The 16793-nt window shown below is 68.9% G+C and carries 16 protein-coding genes; 6 read left to right on the plus strand and 10 right to left on the minus strand.

Annotated features, from left to right (window positions below; genetic code table 11):
• The first annotated feature begins 39 nt into the window (after nt 1-39).
• Complete coding sequence (locus tag IEZ09_RS05555) at nt 40-2646, plus strand: hypothetical protein (RefSeq protein ID WP_189252461.1); 2607 nt, start codon at nt 40-42, stop codon at nt 2644-2646.
• A gap of 74 nt (nt 2647-2720) precedes the next feature.
• On the opposite strand, the gene IEZ09_RS05560 is transcribed toward IEZ09_RS05555, so the two are convergent.
• Nucleotides 2721-3335 (minus strand): hypothetical protein, encoded by a 615-nt coding sequence (locus IEZ09_RS05560; protein WP_189252462.1) that lies wholly within the window; start codon nt 3333-3335, stop codon nt 2721-2723.
• Between the two features lie 47 nt (nt 3336-3382).
• Here IEZ09_RS05560 and IEZ09_RS05565 point away from each other — a divergent pair, with 47 nt between their 5' ends.
• Nucleotides 3383-3931, plus strand: a complete 549-nt coding sequence (locus IEZ09_RS05565) for a peptidylprolyl isomerase (RefSeq protein WP_189252463.1) — start codon at nt 3383-3385, stop codon at nt 3929-3931.
• On the plus strand, nt 3928-4845 hold the full coding sequence (locus IEZ09_RS05570; RefSeq protein WP_189252464.1) for a rhomboid family intramembrane serine protease: 918 nt from the start codon (nt 3928-3930) through the stop codon (nt 4843-4845). Before IEZ09_RS05565 ends, IEZ09_RS05570 begins: the two co-directional genes overlap by 4 nt.
• Before the next feature lie 4 nt (nt 4846-4849).
• Here IEZ09_RS05570 and IEZ09_RS05575 read toward each other — a convergent pair whose 3' ends face one another.
• Both IEZ09_RS05575 and crgA read right to left on the minus strand, forming a co-directional pair.
• Entirely contained in the window at nt 4850-5245 is a 396-nt protein-coding gene (locus IEZ09_RS05575; protein ID WP_229812265.1) for a PH domain-containing protein, read from the minus strand.
• A 241-nt stretch (nt 5246-5486) separates the two neighbouring features.
• A complete protein-coding gene (crgA, locus tag IEZ09_RS05580) occupies nt 5487-5753 on the minus strand; it encodes a cell division protein CrgA (protein ID WP_030465604.1) in 267 nt (88 codons plus the stop codon).
• 412 nt (nt 5754-6165) lie between these two features.
• Between crgA and IEZ09_RS05585 the strand changes: the two genes are divergently transcribed.
• The gene (locus tag IEZ09_RS05585; RefSeq protein WP_189252466.1) at nt 6166-7128 is read left to right on the plus strand and encodes a class E sortase; all 963 of its coding nucleotides are present in this window, start codon (nt 6166-6168) and stop codon (nt 7126-7128) included.
• Nucleotides 7128-7283: a hypothetical protein gene (locus IEZ09_RS05590; protein ID WP_189252467.1), complete on the plus strand. Its 156-nt coding sequence runs from the start codon at nt 7128-7130 to the stop codon at nt 7281-7283. The genes IEZ09_RS05585 and IEZ09_RS05590 overlap by 1 nt, the downstream gene beginning before the upstream one ends.
• On the opposite strand, the gene IEZ09_RS05595 is transcribed toward IEZ09_RS05590, so the two are convergent.
• The 3 genes from IEZ09_RS05595 to IEZ09_RS05605 all read right to left on the minus strand — a co-directional run bounded on the left by IEZ09_RS05595 (nt 7270) and on the right by IEZ09_RS05605 (nt 9576).
• Nucleotides 7270-7722: a hypothetical protein gene (locus IEZ09_RS05595; RefSeq protein WP_189252468.1), complete on the minus strand. Its 453-nt coding sequence runs from the start codon at nt 7720-7722 to the stop codon at nt 7270-7272. The two genes, IEZ09_RS05590 and IEZ09_RS05595, sit on opposite strands and share 14 nt — an antisense overlap.
• Before the next feature lie 5 nt (nt 7723-7727).
• On the minus strand, nt 7728-8144 hold the full coding sequence (locus IEZ09_RS05600; protein WP_189252469.1) for a hypothetical protein: 417 nt from the start codon (nt 8142-8144) through the stop codon (nt 7728-7730).
• 88 nt (nt 8145-8232) lie between these two features.
• The gene (locus IEZ09_RS05605; RefSeq protein WP_189252470.1) at nt 8233-9576 is read right to left on the minus strand and encodes an FAD-dependent oxidoreductase; all 1344 of its coding nucleotides are present in this window, start codon (nt 9574-9576) and stop codon (nt 8233-8235) included.
• A gap of 77 nt (nt 9577-9653) precedes the next feature.
• Between IEZ09_RS05605 and IEZ09_RS05610 the strand changes: the two genes are divergently transcribed.
• Nucleotides 9654-10295 carry an aminodeoxychorismate/anthranilate synthase component II gene (locus tag IEZ09_RS05610; RefSeq protein ID WP_189252471.1) on the plus strand — a complete coding sequence of 214 codons (642 nt, stop codon included), beginning with the start codon at nt 9654-9656 and terminating at the stop codon, nt 10293-10295.
• A 51-nt stretch (nt 10296-10346) separates the two neighbouring features.
• On the opposite strand, the gene pknB is transcribed toward IEZ09_RS05610, so the two are convergent.
• The 4 genes from pknB to IEZ09_RS05630 are packed head-to-tail and all read right to left on the minus strand — an operon-like array spanning nt 10347 to nt 16762.
• Nucleotides 10347-12353 (minus strand): Stk1 family PASTA domain-containing Ser/Thr kinase, encoded by a 2007-nt coding sequence (gene pknB, locus IEZ09_RS05615; protein ID WP_189252472.1) that lies wholly within the window; start codon nt 12351-12353, stop codon nt 10347-10349.
• A gap of 55 nt (nt 12354-12408) precedes the next feature.
• Entirely contained in the window at nt 12409-13863 is a 1455-nt protein-coding gene (locus IEZ09_RS05620) for a serine/threonine-protein kinase (RefSeq protein ID WP_189252473.1), read from the minus strand.
• Nucleotides 13863-15338 (minus strand): peptidoglycan D,D-transpeptidase FtsI family protein, encoded by a 1476-nt coding sequence (locus IEZ09_RS05625; RefSeq protein ID WP_189252474.1) that lies wholly within the window; start codon nt 15336-15338, stop codon nt 13863-13865. The genes IEZ09_RS05620 and IEZ09_RS05625 overlap by 1 nt, the downstream gene beginning before the upstream one ends.
• Nucleotides 15335-16762, minus strand: coding sequence for an FtsW/RodA/SpoVE family cell cycle protein (locus IEZ09_RS05630; protein ID WP_229812266.1), 1428 nt, complete (start codon nt 16760-16762; stop codon nt 15335-15337). Before IEZ09_RS05630 ends, IEZ09_RS05625 begins: the two co-directional genes overlap by 4 nt.
• Between the last annotated feature and the right edge of the window lie 31 nt (nt 16763-16793).

The following is a 16793-nucleotide window of genomic DNA, read 5'->3' on the forward strand; positions in this document are numbered from 1 at the left end:
CGACCCCTTCGCACGAGAAATCCCCGAACAGGAGTAGCAATGCGCATCTGGGCCAAGCGCGGTATCCAAGCCGCACTGGTTACCGGAGGAATGATCGCCCTCGGCACCGGCGTCGCGAACGCCGGCGGCTGCGACGCGACCTGCCCGCCGCTGCCGCACGGTTCCGTCGACGGCTCGGCGCCGGCCGGCCTGCTCAGCGGGCCCGGCGTGGACGTTCCGATCCACGCGGCGAACAACAAGATCGGCACCCCGCTCGGTGAGGTCGCGCCGCCGCCGATCCACAACGAGCAGATCAAGACCGGGCCGCTGGGCAAGCTGGTCCCGCCGCTCAAGGTGCTCCCCGCCGGGCACCCGCTGAGCGGCACCACCATCCCCGTCGACGGCATGGTTCCGATCGACATCTCGGGCAACGCCATCGCCGTCCTCGGCGACGTCGAGACGACGAACGAGTCCGAGTACTGGTACCACCGCCCGAACGCCGTGACCACCAACGGCGACAACGGCACCCTGACCGGCATCATCGCCGGTATCACCGGCTACGTGCCCACCCAGATCACCGGCAACGCCATCGGCGTCGGTGGCACCGCCAAGACGCAGAACAGCGCGCTCATGGCGGTCCACGGTGGCGGCGACTGGGAGACCAGCGGCCGGAAGGGCACGCTGAACGGCATCATCGCCGCGATCCGGCAGTCCCTGCCGGTCGGCTTCAACAACAACGCGATCGCGGGCCTCGGCACCGCCGAGACCGACGGCTGCAGCACCGACATCGGCCGCATCGACGGTGGGCTCAAGTCCGACGGCACGGAGAGCGCGGGCGGCGGCAGCATCGCCGACTTCTCGCACGGCCACCCGGTCGGCCTGAACGCCGGCTCCTACAACCTCGTGGGCAACACGACGTCGCACTCGCACGACACCGGCATCGCCGAGGTCGGTACCCCGCTGCCCTCGCGCACCGGTGGCGAGTACGTCCTCACCGAGGGCCGCCGCGGCGTGCTGTCGGGTCTGGTCGCGCAGCCGACGCTGGCCCTGCCCTGCGAGCTGTGCGGTGACGCCGTCACCGTCGGCGGCAACGCGGACGCGAGCGGGTCGAAGACCAAGCTGTCGACCGCGAGCCCCGGCCCGATCCGGACCGGTGGCGCGGAGAGCGCCGGATCCGGCCAGGTCGTGCAGGTGCCCGTCTCGCTGCCGCACGGTCTGTCGAGCACGGCCGTGGCCGGTGCCGGCAACGCGACCGCGCAGTACGACGAGACCAACACGATGATCTCGGGCGGCCCCGCCACGACCACCGGTGAGGACAGCACCCTCGGCGGCAACATCGCGTCCGTCCCGGTCGCCCTGCTCGCCGAGCTGTTCTCCGACGCCGTCTCGGCCGCGGGCCAGGCGCACTCGCACGCCACCAGCGAGCAGCACGTCACCGCAGGTGGACCGCTGGAGACCAAGGGCACGGGCTCGGTGCTGGGCGGCAACATCGCCCAGGTGCCGGTCATCGCGGCCGCGAACGCCGTCGGCCAGGCCTACACCCTGGGCGGCATGGCGACCGCCAAGGCTCCCGACTCGGTCAAGTACGTCACGGTCGGTGGGGACACCGTCGCCGGAACGCCGGACGGCACGCGCGAGAACAGCACCGCCGCGAGCAACGTCGCGAACGTGCCGGTCGTCGCGTCGCTCCTGCTGGCAGACAACGCGCTGTCGGGCCTCGGCCTGGCCGACGCCGAGGGCACCCAGCTCGCGAACTTCGTCGCCGGTGGCGACGCCGTCTCCAACGGCAACCGCGGCTCGCTCTCCGGCAACCTCCTCGAGGGCGCCGTGACCCAGCCGGTCGTCAACCCGGCGGGCATCGCCGGCACCGTCGGCGGCAACGCGTTCGCCTCGCACGAGGGCGTCGTGAACCACGTCGCCGGTGGCGAGCAGAGCACCGACGGCACCGACGGGTCGCTGTCCGGCAACATCGTCCCGGTCGCCTGGGCTGGTGTGGCCGAGGTCTTCGGCGTGGCCGCGGCCGCGCCCGGTATCGCCGAATCGTCCGCCGCCGTCGACACCTTCTCGGCCGCCGGTGGTGCGCGCGAGACCCACGGCGACGGCGGTTCGGTGTCGGGCAACATCGTGCGCGGCGACGCGGCGCCGGTCGTGCAGGTCGTGTCCCTCGCGGGCTCGCTGGGCGGCCAGGCCCTGGTGTGCGCTCACGACAAGACCGTCGCGATGGCGGGCGGCGACGACACCACGACCTCCGAGGACGGTTCGGTCGCCGGCAACAGCATCGGTGCCGAGGTGCCCGCGATCGTCAAGGTCGTGAGCGTCGCGGTCGCCGCCGCGGGCAACGCCACCGCCACCGCGGAGACCTTCACCGCGGCCGTGGCCAGTGGCAAGCACTCCACCGCTCCCGCGGGCAGCGACCTGTCGGGCCGCATCATGGACGTGCCGGTCTCCGGTGACCTGCTGATCTACAACCTGCCCGTCGAGGTGCTGGGCCAGGCCGTCACCGAGGTGACCTACCTGGACCCGAGCGAGGAGGAAGAGGCGCGGACCCGCGCCCTGCCGCTGGACCTGGCGTTCGCGGACGGCCTCATGGGTGCCACCGAGGTGCCGGCGTTCAGCCAGTTCAACAACCTCGGCGCGGTGACCGGCCAGCTGCCGATGGCGGTCTGACCGACTAGCTAACCGAACACGCGAACGGGTGGTCTTCCGAACTGGAAGACCACCCGTTCTGCTGTATTCGCGACCTACTTGACGGGTTCCTTCTGGGTCGGCACCTGCCCGTTGAGGACCGGCTCCGGCATCGGGGCCTGCTCCTCGTCCTGCAGGTGGACCTCTTCCGGCCTGCGCGTCATGGCGATGTAGGCCGCCACCGCGGCCGCGATCAGAAGGCCCATCACCCACGGCCAGCGGCGGCGCTTCGGGGCGTCCGCACCGATCTTGGCCGCGGCCTTGCGGATCTCCTTGGCACGCGACTTGGCGTCCTTGCGCGCGTGCTTGGCCGCCTTCTTCACTTCCTTGCGCACTTCTTCGGCCTTGCTCATGAGCTCAGCACGCGTTTTCGCGCTCTTCTTGGCGAGGCGCTTGCGGGAACGGCGCGTCTGCTTCTCCCAGTCCTCCGCCTTGCTCATGAGCGTGTCGGCCCGCTCGACGAGGGCTCCGCGCACCTGGTCAGCCGTGATGCCACGCTCCGCGAGCTTCACCTCAGCGGCGTGACCAGCGCGAACGACACCCTGACGCGCGGCCTTCAGACCGGTGCCGACAGCCTTGCCAACGGACTCGCCGGCACGGGTCATGACGTCCACCTCGTCCATTCTGTGCTCCACACGTTGTCGTCCGGTGATGTCCTGCAGATACCCCATGGTGCCCCTTCCTGAACATCCGCGCCCGTGGATGGCACGATGGGGTGGTGGCTGACAGCAACGAATCCTTCGTCGGGACCAAGGTGACGGCGACCCTGCACACCACGCAGGGCGACATCCGGCTCAACCTGTTCCCCGACCACGCCCCCAAGACGGTGGCGAACTTCGTCGGGCTCGCCGAGGGCACGAAGAACTACACCGAGAAGAACGCGAGCGGCACGGACTCGGGCCCGTTCTACGACGGCACCCTCTTCCACCGCGTGATCGCCGGCTTCATGCTCCAGACCGGCGACCCGACCGGCACCGGCCGCGGTGGCCCCGGCTACCGCTTCGCCGACGAGTTCCACTCGGAACTGCAGTTCAACAAGCCCTACCTGCTGGCGATGGCGAACGCCGGGCCCAACACCAACGGCTCGCAGTTCTTCATCACCGTGGCACCGACGACGTGGCTGAACTTCAAGCACACGATCTTCGGTGAGGTCGCCGACCAGGAGTCGCGCGACGTCGTCGACGCGATCGGCAACACCACGACCGGTGCGGCCGACCGTCCCGTCAACGACATCAAGATCGAGCGGATCACGATCGAACGCGCGTGAGCAACGCACCCGTGCCACCGGACGGGCCGATCGGAGCGGAGCCGGAAACCCCGGTCTGCGCGCGTCATTCCGATCGGCCCACCCGGCTGCGCTGCACCAGGTGCGACCGTCCGGCCTGCCCGGAATGTCTGCGCGATGCCGCCGTCGGCATGCAGTGCGTCGACTGCGTGAACGAGGGCAAGCGCTCGGTCCGCGGTGCCCGCACGCTCGTGGGTGCGGAGGACTCCGGCAGGCGGGTGCTCATCACGCCGATCCTCATCGCGCTCAACGTGCTGGCCTACCTGGTCACCGTGGTGCAGTCGGGAAGCGTGCAGGACAACGACCGGTCGGACCTCTTCCAGACGTTGTCGCTGATCCCGCCCTTCGCCGCCGCCGGTGAGTACTGGCGGTTCGTGACCTCGGGATTCCTGCACTTCGGCCTTCTGCACTTGGCGTTGAACATGGCCGTGCTCTACATCGTGGGCAACCACGTGGAGCCCGAGCTCGGTCGGCTGCGGTTCGTCGGCGTGTACTTCCTGTCGTTGCTCGGCGGCAGCGCCGCGGCGTTCTACTTCGGCTCGGTGTGCCAGAACCTCGCGGGAGCGTCGGGCGCGGTCTTCGGCCTGATGGGCGCCCTGCTCGTGGTGTGGCGGCGCAAGAAGCGGGACATCTCCACGGTCGTGGTGGTCGTGGTGATCAACCTGGTGTCGAACTTCTTCACCAACGCCTCGCTGCTCGGGCACCTCGGCGGGTCCGTCATCGGCGGCCTGCTGACGCTCGCCATGGTCAAGGCGCCGCGCGAGACCCGCAACGTCTACACGACCGTCGCCTTCACGCTCGCGATCCTGTTGCTCCTCGGGATGTTCGCTCTGCGCACGGCACAACTCGACACGTTGTCCGAGATCGCCGCCGAGACGCTCCGAACCTGCCGCTGAACAATCAGGGCCGAAGGGCGTGCAGCACTCCGGCGACTTCTTCCGGATCGGCGCCGAGGTCCAGTTTTGTGAGCACCACGAGACGGTCGTCGGCGTCGAGTTCCAATGTCTGCTGCTCCCTGCCGAGCCGGCGGGTGGTTTGCAGCTTGACCTTCACCTCGTGCCACGGCAGGTGCGTGGTGTTCGCGAACCCGCGCACGGCGATCCCGTTCGCGTCCGCCGACAGGCGCGGCCGGGCGATCGTCGCGAACGCCGCGAGGTAGCTGACCAGCAGCGTTGCCAGTCCGACGAGGAGACGGCCCGCGTTGTCGTCGGCGAGGACCGTGGCGACGGCGAGCAGTGCAGCGAGCACCCACGCGCCGACGACGAGCGGGGCGGGAGTGGACCAGGTGCGAGTCACACCGTCGAGTGTCCCGCATGAAATGTGGACAACTGAACGGCACGGCGTGAGGGGAAACCGACGCTTGTGCATTTTCTCGCAAAGTTGTCCACAGGACTTGTCCCCAATGGGGATGACTTACAGCCGTGTGCTTCGGTGACGCTGCGGTGAACCAGGTAAACCCGGTGAGAACAAAGGTCGGCCCGGACGTGTGACGTCCGGGCCGACCTGTACGAACGGTGACTCGTGTGAGCCTGCGTGGCTAGCGCCAGCGCATCGTCATCAGCAGACCGATGATCATCAGCGCGAAGCCGATGGCGAAGTTCCACGCGCCCAGCTCGAGCATGAACGGGATCTTCTCGGCCGCGATGTAGTTGACGACCAGCCACGCGAGACCCAGCAGCATGAAGCCGAGCATGACAACGACGTAGACCGGGTGAGACGGCCCCGCTGCCTTGACCTTGACCGGCGTGCGGCGGTCAGTGGGTGCGGTGTAGACCGCCTTCTTCCGGACCTTCGACTTGGGCATGCTGTCCTCGCCTGACGTGGATATCCGTGAGTGACGCAAGTTTACGTGCACTACTCGGGAGACACGTTAACGTAGCGAAGGTGGTCAGCGAACCACCTGGCAGACGCAGTTGTTTTCAGTTCACAGTCCGCGCGGAGGTTCTCAGGTGAACTCGGGACCGCAGCAGCCGCCTCCACGGCGTCCTGCACCCCGTCGTGATGACCTGCAGCACGTGCGGGCCACACCGTCGCCGCGCCCGCTGCCGCCCCCCGACGCGACCCAGTTCACCAGCGCTTTCTCCGGAAGCCTGCCCCCTCCGGGCGCCCCGCAGCGCCGTCCAGCCGGCCCGCCGCCGGGAACGCCCCCTCGCGGGATGCCGCAGGGCCCGCCGCCGGGAACTCCTCCGCGGGGCATGGGTCAGCCTCCGCGGGGAATGCCTCCGCGTCCGCCCCGTCCCCGCCCGGTCGATCCGCCCACCGAGGTGATCCCGCGCGTCGAGGACGAGGACGACTACGACGACGATTACTACGACGATGACGATTACTACGACGACGAGGACGACAAGCCCGCCCCGCCGCCGGACAGCTTCGCGCGCAAGGCGGTGCGCGGCTTCGGCGAGGCCCTCATCACGATGGGCCTGGTCGTGCTGCTGTTCGTCGTGTACGAGGTCTACGTGACCGACCTGCTCTCCGCGGAGAAGCAGGAGGAGGCCACGGCCGCGCTCGACTCCGAATGGGGCTCGAACACCGTCACGCCGCCCCCGTCGGACCCGAACCGCCAGAACAAGCTGACCCTCATCGAGGGCAAGGCCTTCGCGAAGATGTACATCCCGATCTTCGGCAACGACTGGAAGTTCTCGGTCGTCGAGGGCACCACCGACAAGCACCTCGAGATCGGCCCCGGCCACTACAAGGACACCGCCCAACCGGGCGAACCCGGCAACTTCGCCATCGCGGGCCACCGCGTCGGCAAGGGCGCCCCGTTCAACGATCTCGACCTGCTCCAGTCCTGCAACGCCGTCGTGGTGCAGACCCAGACCCAGTGGTTCGTCTACCGGGTGCTGCCGATGAGCAACGAGGTGGCGGGCTGGGCATCGAACCCGAAGTCCAAGGACCCGGCCTGCGCCGGTGTGGCCCCGCTGTCCACCACCCACGGCGACGCCTACGCCAAGACCGTGGGCCAGGAGATCGTCGTGCCGACCCAGGGCGAGGTCATCGCCCCCATCCCGCACCAGGTCAACACCACGGTGCCCCCGGACAAGCAGGCCCGGCTGCTCACGCTGACGACCTGCCACCCGCGCTTCTCCGACCGGCAGCGCCTGATCGTGCACGCCATCGAGACCAAGAGCTACCCGGTGGCCGACGGCTTCGTGCCGCCAGAGATGACGGAGGGCTGATGTACGGCTGGATCTGGCGGCACCTGCCGGGCCCGCTGTATCTGCGGATCATCGAGGCGGTCGTGCTGGTGGCCGGTGTCGTGGCGCTGCTGATGTTCGTGGTGTTCCCGTGGGCGGAGCCGAAGCTGCCGTTCAACAACGTCACCACCCAGTGAGCCGCGCATCCACGATCCGCACGCACTCGTGAGCGAACCGGAGGACGCGGTCCGCCACCGCGGCGGGGTCGTGGATCGCGATCATCCTCAGTTCGTCGAGCTCGTCGGCGTCCCCGAGCTCGCGGAGCGGCACGAGGCGGTAAGCCCAGTCATCGGGTGACACCTCGCCGCTGATGACGTCGAGGGCGAGGTCGCGACACTCGACCCAGTTCGACTCCTCCTCGCTCAGCCGGGATGTGCCGAGCTCCGCGAGCACCCGGTCGGCGAGCGCCTCCGCGTCGCAGCCCCGCAGGTCGGTGGGGGACTCGCCGGCCAGCTCGACGAGCGCGGGTGTCTCGTACCCGGCGAGCAGCAGATCGCACGCCAGCCACACGGCCTGGTCGGGGAGGAGCAGACCGGCGTTGAGGCGCAGCAGCCGCGAGCGGAGCACGGGGTCCACGATCGTCACCACCCGGCGAGCTGGGTCTCGGCCCGCCGGATGATCTCCTCCGGTGCGAGTTCCGTCTTGAGCTCGTCGAGGCCGTGCCACTGCCCGATGATCCACAGTCGGTTCGCCCCGAGCTCCCGCCGCAACTCACCGCTGATCAGCTGACGTGCGACGTCGCGGGCGAGCACCCAGCCCACCTGGTGCCGGGTCAGCACGGGGAGGCGCAGCTCGGCCAGTGCCGCGGCGACCAGCGGCCGCACCTGGCGGACGGTGAGGCGGGTCGGCGACTCTCCGGCCAGCTCGCGCAACGCGGGCGAGTCCACGCCCGCCTCCAGCAGATCGCACGCGAGTCGCACCGCGACGTCCGGCTGCACCTCGTTGGCCACGAAGGCGGCGTTGAGGCGCAGCAGGCGGTCGCGGAGCTCGTCGTTCACAGGACCAGTCTCCGAGCGATCGCCACCGAAATTAGTGAAGCCGCCATCGCGCCCACACACGATGGCGGCTTCATCGGGGAAACGGCGGTCAGCCGTTCGAGATCGCGGTCATCTCCTCGCGCGACACGACCTTCACGCGCTCGCGGCCCTCGGCGGCGCCCAGTGCGATCTCGTGCAGGTCGAGCTTGCGCCAGCCCTCGTTCGTCACGAACGGCACGCCGCGCTGCTCGAGGAACTGCACGATGGCGTCCGGCGCAGCCGAGGTGGCGCGGGGGAGGGACGACGCGTCCTCCAGCAGGCTCGTGATGGTTTCCAGCGCGTCGCCCTTGGTGTGGCCGATGAGGCCGATCGGGCCGCGCTTGATCCACCCGGTGACGTAGACGCCGGGGATGGGCACCTCGTCCAGGTCCAGCACGCGGCCCGCGAGGTGCGGGATCGTGCCTGAGACGTGGTCGAACGGGATGTCGGTCAGGTGCGTGGAGAGGTAGCCGACGGCGCGGTACACGGCCTGGACGTCCCAGTCCGTGAAGACGCCGGTGCCGCGGACGGTGCCGTCGCCGGTCAGTTCCTGGGTCTCGGTGCGCAGGCCCTCGACGCGATCGGAACCGAGAACTTCGACCGGGGCCTCCAGGAAGTGCAGGTGCAGTCGGCGCGGGCGGTTGCCGACGTCGCGGATCGCCCACTCCTGGAGGGTCTTCACGATCATTTCGACCTGCTTGTTGGTCCTGATCGCGTGCATCGAGGCCTCGTCGAACTCGATGCCCTCCGCGTGGACGATCACCTCGACGTTCGGCGAGTGGTCGAGTTCGCGCAGTTCCAGCGGGGTGAACTTGGCCTGGGCCGGGCCGCGGCGGCCGAACACGTGGACGTCGGTGACCGGAGAGGACGCCAGGCCCTCGTACACGTTCTGCGGGATCTCGGTCACCAGGAGCTCGTCGGCGGTCTTGGCGAGGATTCGCGCCACGTCCAGAGCGACGTTGCCGACGCCCAGCACCGCGACCGACGTGGCGGTCAGCGGCCAGGTGCGCGGGACGTCCGGGTGGCCGTCGTACCAGGACACGAAGTCCGCGGCACCGTAGCTGCCGGGCAGGTCGATGCCGGGGATGTCCAGCTCGCGGTCGGCGGACGCGCCGGTGGAGAAGACGACCGCGTCGTAGAACTGGCGCAGGTCGTCGAGCTTGATGTCGACGCCGTACTCGACGTTGCCGAAGAAGCGGACCTGCGGCTTGTCGAGCACCTTCTGCAGGGCGCCGACGATGCCCTTGATGCGGGGGTGGTCGGGGGCCACGCCGTAGCGGACGAGGCCGTAGGGCGCCGGCAGCTTCTCGAAGAGGTCGATCTGCACGTCGACGTCGGACTTGGTCAGGATGTCGGCGGCGTACACACCGGCCGGACCGGCGCCGACGACCGCGACGCGCAAGGGACGACTCATGACACCTATTTTAGGGTAGCCTAACCTCAACGAAGACGAGAGCTAACTCACTCGACGCGACCGACTAGGCTTCGTACATGCGCGTGCTCGTGGTCGACAACTACGACAGCTTCGTCTACAACCTGGTCCAGTACCTCGCCCAGCTCGGGGCCGAGTGCGTCGTGCGGCGCAACGACGAGGTGGACCTCGACGAGATCGCGAAGGTCGACGGCGTGCTCGTCAGCCCTGGCCCCGGTACACCGGAGCGCGCCGGGGCGAGCATCGACGTGATCAAGCGGTGTGCCGACACCGGCAAGCCGGTCTTCGGCGTGTGCCTCGGCCATCAGGCGATCGGTGTGGTGTGGGGCGGAACGGTCGACCGCGCGCCGGAACTGCTGCACGGCAAGACGAGCATCGTCTTCCACGAGGGCAAGGGTGTGCTGAACGGCGTGCCGAAGCCGTTCATCGCGACGCGCTACCACTCGCTGACGGTGCTGCCGGAGACGATTCCCGCGGAGTTCGAGGTCACCGGCAAGACCGAGACCGGCATCGTGATGGCCATGCGCCACAAGGAACTTCCGGTCGAGGGCGTGCAGTTCCACCCCGAGTCGGTGCTGACCGACGGCGGCCACCGGATGCTCGCCAACTGGCTCAAGGTCTGCGGCTACGAGGTGCCGGAGGCCACGGTCGCGCAGCTCGAGAACGGCATGCGCACGCTCGCCGCGGCCGCTCGCCAGTAACAAAAAGGGGCGGCTCCCACGAAGGAAGCCGCCCCCTGCACAACCACCGCGCTAGGTCGTCACGATCCCGAACTTGCCGACGGTGATCGTCACCGTCGCGCCCTTGGTGATCGGCGATCCCTTGGTCGGGTTCTGCGAGAGCACCGTCTTGTCCTGGGACGGGTCGTTGACCTGCTGCTGCTGAACGTTCAGGTTTCCGTTCCAGCCCAGCGACTTCAGCTTGTTCTCGGCTTCCTTCTGGGTCAGGCCGGACAGGTCGGGCATCTCGATCTGGTTGCCCTTCGAGACCTTCAGCGTGACGACCGTGTCCTTGGTCACCTTGCTGTTGCCCGCCGGGGTCTGCGAGACGACCTGGCCCTCGGGCTTGGTGCTGTCGGTCTGCTCGATGCTGACCTTGAAGCCCGAACCCTCCAGCGTCTGCTTGGCGTCGTTCACGTCACTGCCCACGACGTTCGGCACGTTCTGCTTGTCCGGTGCCTTGCCGAGCGTGATGGTGATCGTGCCGCCCTTCTTCAGCTTCAGGCCGGACTCCGGGTTCTGCGACGCGACCTTGCCCTGCAGCTTGGTGTCGTCGACCTCGACCGGGTCGGCGCTCTGCTGGAGCTTGAAGCCGCCGGGGTCCTTGTCGATGATCGCCTGCGCCTCCTGAGGGGTCTTGCCCTTCAGGTCGGGCACGGTGGCCTCACCGGGAGGCGCGCCGACGAAGATCGTGACCTGCGCACCCTTCTGCACCTGGGTGCCCTCCGGCGGGTCGGTCCTGATCACCTTGGAGATCTGGTCGGCCGTGCACGGGGCCGGTGCGCCGTTCGCACCCGGCTCACAGGCGACCTCCTGCTGCTGCGGCACGAGACCGGCCTTGTTGATCAGCTCCTTGGCCTCCAGCGGGCTCCGGCCGACGATCGACGGAACCGACACCTTGTCGGTGGTCTTGCTGCCGGTGTCCATGATGTTGCTGGTGATCCACGCGGCCAGGCCGAGCACGGCGATGCACAGGATGGCCACCAGCGTGATCATGATGGCCTTCTTGCGCCTGGCGCGCCGTTCCTCTTCCTCGTCGGCGATCGGGTCGTAGTCGTCCTCCGGCTCCGACTTCAACGCGGCCGGGCGGTGCCTGCCGCCGCCACCGGACATCACCTGGGTGCGAGGAGCGCGCGACGCCTGCTCGTTCATCACGGCGGTGCGGTCCTCGGCCGTCATCACGGCCGGAGCGGACGGACGCTGGCCGGAGAGCACGCGCACCAGGTCGGCCCGCATCTCCGCGGCCGACTGGTAGCGGTTGGCCGGACCCTTCGCCATCGCCTTCAGCACGATCGCGTCGAGCTGCGGCGACACCTTCGGGTTCAGCGACGACGGCGGCTTCGGGTCCTCCCGCACGTGCTGGTACGCAACGGCGACGGGGGAGTCGCCGGTGAACGGCGGCTCACCGGTGAGCAGCTCGAACAGCACGCAGCCGGCGGCGTAGACGTCGGAACGGGCGTCGACGGACTCGCCGCGCGCCTGCTCCGGCGAGAGGTACTGGGCGGTGCCGATCACCGCGGCGGTCTGGGTGACCGCGGCCTGGCCGTCGTGCACGGCGCGGGCGATGCCGAAGTCCATCACCTTCACGGCACCGGACTTGGTGATCATCACGTTCGCCGGCTTCACGTCGCGGTGGACGATGCCGTGCCGGTGGCTGAAGTCGAGTGCGGCCGAGACGTCGGCCATGACCTCCATCGCGCGCTTGCCCGACAGCGGACCCTGCGTCTTCACGATGTCGCGCAGCGTTCGCCCGTCGACGAACTCCATGACGATGTACGGCAGCGGGCCGTACTCGGTCTGCGTCTCGCCGGTGTCGTAGACGGCGACGATCGCGGGGTGGTTCAGCGCGGCGGAGTTCTGCGCCTCGCGCCGGAAGCGTTCCTGGAACTGGGCGTCGCGGGCGAGGTCTGCGCGCAGCACCTTGATCGCCACGTCTCTGCCGAGGCGGACGTCCCGCCCCTTGTGGACCTCGGACATACCGCCGTACCCGAGGGTCTCACCCAGTTCGTAGCGGTTTGAGAGCAGTCGCGGAGTGCTCATCGGTGCTTCGTCCCGCTCCTCGTCGACGGTGTTCCCAACTCGGTTCTGGTCTTGCTCATGGCGCGCATGTCACCTTCACCTGCGAGCCAGCCGCCAAGTCGCCTGTCGGCGCGATGGCGGTGACCCGGCACTTCTTCAGGTCGCCCGGCGTTGTGCCCTGCGCGGTCTGCACCTTGGGCTCCAGGCCGTGGTCGATCAGCTCGGTCCTGACTTCGTCGCCGGAACGCCCGATGTAGTCGTCCTCGTCGATCCGCTTCGGCACGTTGCCCGGTATCCGGTCGGCGGAGTCGGGCTTCGCCTGTCCGCTCGCCGGAGGGATCGTCGAACTCGCGGTGGTCTGCAGGCCACGTTGCCCGTTGCCGTCGTTCGGCTTCATGGTCAGCTTCCAGACGACGACCACGCCGAGCACCAGCAGCACGGTCACCAGGAGAGCGACCATAACCCAGACGACGGTCCGGTTTCTCCCCGGTGGTGTCGGCATCGGCGTGAACGTGCCGGTCTGGTGCGCCGGTCGCATGCCGGGATGGGTGCCAGGACGGCCGGGGCCGGTCGCGTGGTGCGGCATCTGCGGCGGAACCGGCAGCGGCTGCGAGACCTGGGGTGGCGGCGGAGGCGGTGCCATCTGGGGCGGTGGTGCCATCTGGGGCATGGTGAACCCGGACGGCGTCGGCAACGGCTGGCCCACCCGCACCGCGCTCACCGCGGCGGCGAACTCGCCACCCGTCCGGTAGCGCTGCCGAGGGTCCTTCACCAGCGTGGCCTCGATCAACGCCCGAGCACCCGGCGGCACGTCCGGCGGCAGCGGCGGGGCGATGTCGCGGATGTGCATCATGGCGACGGTCACCGCGTTGTCCGACAGAAAAGGCCGGTGTCCGGCAAGGCATTCGTAACCACACACCGCCAACGAGTAAACGTCGCTCGCGGGTTCGGCCTCGCCACCAAGAGCTTGCTCGGGTGCGATGTAGTGCGCGGTGCCCATCACCATGCCCGACCGCGTCACGGGTGCCGCGTCCACGGCCTTCGCGATGCCGAAGTCGGTGATCTTCACCTTCCCCGACGGCGTGACCATGATGTTGCCCGGCTTCACGTCCCGGTGCACGAGCCCGCGTTCGTGGGCTGCCTGCAGCGCGTTTCCGGTCTGCTCCAGCAGATCCAGCGTCACGTCCGCCGAAAGCCGGCCCCGCGAGATGATCGTCGCGAGCGGTTCGCCCTCGACGAGCTCCATCACGAGGTACGCGGTGTCCTCCGGTCCGTCGGTGACGGACGCGGTCTCGCCGTAGTCGTGCACCGACGCGATGCCGGGGTGGTTGAGCGACGCGGTCATCCGCGCCTCGGTGCGAAAGCGGTGCAGGAACTCGGGATCGCCGGAGAGCTCGGCCTTGAGGACCTTCACGGCCACTCGGCGGTCGAGCCGTTCGTCGGCGCCTTCCCAGACCTCGCCCATGCCACCGACCGCGATCCGCCTGGTGAGGCGGTAGCGGTCGGCGAGGAGCTGGCCCGTGGTCAGCATCAGCGACCCGCCAGGTACGCGTTCATCACGGCGCGCCCGATCGGCGCGGCGACCTTGCCACCGGTGGCACCCAGACCGCGGTCGCCACCGTCCTCAACGATGACCGCGATCGCGATCTCCGGCTTCTGCGCCGGCGCGAACGCGATGTACCAGGCGTGCGGCTTGTTCTGCGAGACGTTCTCGCCGTGCTCGGCGGTACCGGTCTTCGACGCCACCTGGATGTTGGCCAGCCGGCCCTCACCACCGGTGTTGATCTCCGACTGGATCATCATGTCGCGCAGCACGCCGGCGTTCGCCGTCGTCATGGCGGTGTCGAGCTCGTCGGGGTCGGTCTCGTCGATCGGCTTGAGGTCCGGCCCCAGCACCTTCGACACCAGGTACGGCTGCATCCTCTTGCCGCCGTTGGCGATCGTCGCCGCGATCATCGCGTTCTGCAGCGGCGTCACGCGCACGTCGCGCTGGCCGATGCCGCTCTGGTAGAGCGCGGCCTCGTCCTGGATCGCGCCGAGGGTCGAGGTCTCGACCGACAGCGGCACCTTCAGGTCGGAGTCGTTGAAGCCGAACTTGTTCGACTGGGCCGTCAGCTTGGACTTGCCGACCTGCGCCGCCATCTCACCGAACGCCGTGTTGCACGACTTGGCGAGCGCCGTCTCCATCGACACCGTCTGGCCGGGGCCGCACGGCTGGCCGTTGAAGTTCGGGAACGGAGCGTTCGACGTGCCGGGCAGGTTGATCGTGCCCGCCGCGGTGTACTGGGTGTCCTTGCCCTTGCCGTCGGCGAGTGCCGCGGCCGCCACGACGACCTTGTACGTCGAGCCGGGCGGGTAGAGACCCTGCGTCGCGCGGTTGATCAGCGGGTTGCCGTTGCCCTTGGCGGTGAGTTCCTTCCACGCCGCCTGCTGCTCGTTCCCGTCGTGGCTCGCGAGCCGGTTCGGGTCGTACGACGGCGTGCTCACCATCGCGAGGATCTCGCCGGTCGACGGCTTGATCGCGACGACGGAGCCGGTGAAGCCCTTCGCGGTCAGCTGGTCGTACGCGACCTGCTGCACCTTCGAGTCCAGCGTGAGCTGGACGTTGCCGCCGACCGGGTCGCGACCGGTGATCAGCGCGGAGACCCTGCGGGCGAACAGCCGGTCGTCCGAGCCGTTCAGCAGGTCGTTCTCCGCGCGCTCCATGCCGGAGGTGCCGTAGGTGACCGACAGGTAGCCGGTCACCGGCGCGTACACCGGACCGTTGTTGTAGGTGCGCAGGTACCGGAGACGGTCCGTCGTCTCCTTGACGTCCGCGATCACCGTGCCGTCGGCCACCGTGATCAGGCCGCGCTTGCGGGCGTACTCGTCGAGGAGCACCCGCTTGTTGTACGGGTTCTTGCGCCACTCGTCGGCGTTGATCACCTGCACCCAGGTCGCGTTGCCCAGGAGCAGGACGATCATCACCATCATGGCCATGCCGACACGGCGGAGCGGTGTGTTCATTTGGGACGCTCCACCATCACAGTGTGCTGGTCGGCGATAGCCGGTTGTTGCGGTTTCGGCTTGGGAGCCCGCTGCGGGGCCCTCGCCGCGGCAGAAATTCGCAGTAGCAACGCGACCAGGATGTAGTTCGCGAGAAGCGACGAACCGCCGTAGGACAGGAACGGCGCGGTGATACCCGTCATCGGGATCAGCTTGGTGACACCGCCGACGACGATGAACACCTGGAAGCACACGGCGAACGCGAGACCGCCGCCGAGGAGCTTGCCGAAGCTGTCGCGCACCGAGATGGCACCGCGCAGGCCGCGCAGCGCGAAGACCATGTAGATCAGCAGCAGTGCGCCGAAGCCGACGAAGCCGAGCTCCTCGCCGATCACGGCGGTGATGAAGTCGGTGTTCGCCTCGGGGATCATCTCCGGGCGGCCGGCACCGAGGCCGGCGCCGCCGATGCCGCCGGTCGCGAGCCCGAACAGCGACTGCGAGATCTGGTAGCCGCCGCCGAGCACGTCGTAGCGGGCGATCGGGTCCTGCCAGTTCGCCACGCGCTGCTGGACGTGCGTGAAGAGCTTCCAGGCGATGACCGCGCCGCCGGAGAACAGGCCGACGCCGAGCACCACCCACGCCGCGCGTTCGGTGGCGACGTAGAGCAGCACGAGCACGATGCCGAAGAACAGCAGCGACGAGCCGAGGTCTTTCTGCAGCACCATGACCGCGACCGCGACGCCCCACGCGGCGAACAGCGGACCGAGGTCGCGGGCGCGCGGCAGGTCCATGCCGAGGAAACGGCGGCCCGCGGTGGTGAAGAGATCGCGCTTCGACACGAGGAACGCGGCGAAGAAGACCATCAGCAGGATCTTGGCGAACTCACCCGGCTGGATCGACAGCGGGCCGACGCGCAGCCAGATCTTGGCGCCGTTGATCTCGGGCGCGATGAAGCCGGGGAGCACACCGGGCAGCATCAGCGCGACCAGTCCGGCGAGGCCGAACGTGTAGCCGAACCGCGCGAGCGTGCGGTGGTCCGGCAGGAACTTCAGCGTGGCCGCGAACAGCAACAACCCGATCGCGGTCCAGATGACCTGTTTGAACGCTACAGGGTCCCACGTCGAGCCGTCCGGGAAGACGGTGCCCTCCATGGCGAGGTCGATCCGGTGGATGACCACCAGGCCGAGCCCGTTGAGCAACGCGACGCACGGCAGGATCGCCGGGTCGGCGTACGGCGCCCACCTGCGCACCGCGAGGTGCGCACAGGCGAAGAGACCGAGGTACGCGAGACCGAGGTAGATGATCCTCAGGCTGAGCGACCGCTCCTGGTTGAGCTCCACCAGGATCAGCGCCAGCGTCACGAGTCCTGCCGCGAACGCCAGCATCACCAGCTCGGTGCCGCGCCGCGTCGGCGGTCGCAGTCCTGGCGACGTGCTGGTCGCCACCGACGCGGATGGTGAGCCTTCCCCGGCGGGG

Origin of the sequence: Lentzea flava (genome assembly GCF_014648475.1) — a bacterium.
Classification (GTDB): Bacteria; Actinomycetota; Actinomycetes; order Mycobacteriales; family Pseudonocardiaceae; genus Lentzea; species Lentzea flava.